This window comes from Photobacterium frigidiphilum (assembly GCF_003025615.1).
Classification (GTDB): domain Bacteria; phylum Pseudomonadota; class Gammaproteobacteria; order Enterobacterales; family Vibrionaceae; genus Photobacterium; species Photobacterium frigidiphilum.
The window spans coordinates 1-584 of record NZ_PYMJ01000147.1 but is presented as its reverse complement, the minus strand read 5'-3'; the positions used below and the strand labels follow the sequence as shown (position 1 = coordinate 584).

Here is a 584-nt window from a genome sequence, read left to right as displayed (position 1 = left end):
GCATCCACGTTACTCAGGGTGATGCCGTTATACAGATTGGCCACGGCACTGCTGCTCAAGGATAAGCGGGTGGTCATGATGAAATTAATGAAGGCAAATAAAATGGGCCAAGTGCCAAGGTACACAAACCCTTTGATGTAGTTCGACAAGACCAACTTGGTCATGCCAGGCAACATGGCGAGTGCGACCACCAAAATGGAGACGCACCCAAAAAGCAGGAACAAGATGGATTGCATCATCGGTAAGAACTCGCGAGCCTGTAAGGCCATGCCAGTCCACATCGAGGTGGTCTGCATCTTGTTTTGGGTGTAGGCATAGTTAAAAGCAGCGGCCGTATTACCATTCACTGCAGCACTGTCGGTGAGGCCATTGCGAATGGCATTGATGGCCATGTTCTGTGTGGTGATTTGTGAGGCGGTGCGACTGATCCCCGCGTATTTGGCGTAGCTGCCTTGTAGCCCTGCAGTAAAGCGTGCTTGATTGGTGGCGACTTTATTGGCGTACAGCTTGTGCGCCATCAAAGACAGGGATTTCTGTGCGTCGGCAGTAAAGCCCGCCTTGAGGCGGGGGAAGGGGGCTTTGGA

The 584-nt window shown here is 52.4% G+C and carries 1 protein-coding gene; it reads right to left on the bottom strand.

The features are described 5' to 3' along the window. Window positions 1–584: conjugal transfer protein TraG N-terminal domain-containing protein (locus C9J12_RS30350; RefSeq protein WP_193944731.1), on the bottom strand; the 584-nt coding region annotated here is incomplete at both ends.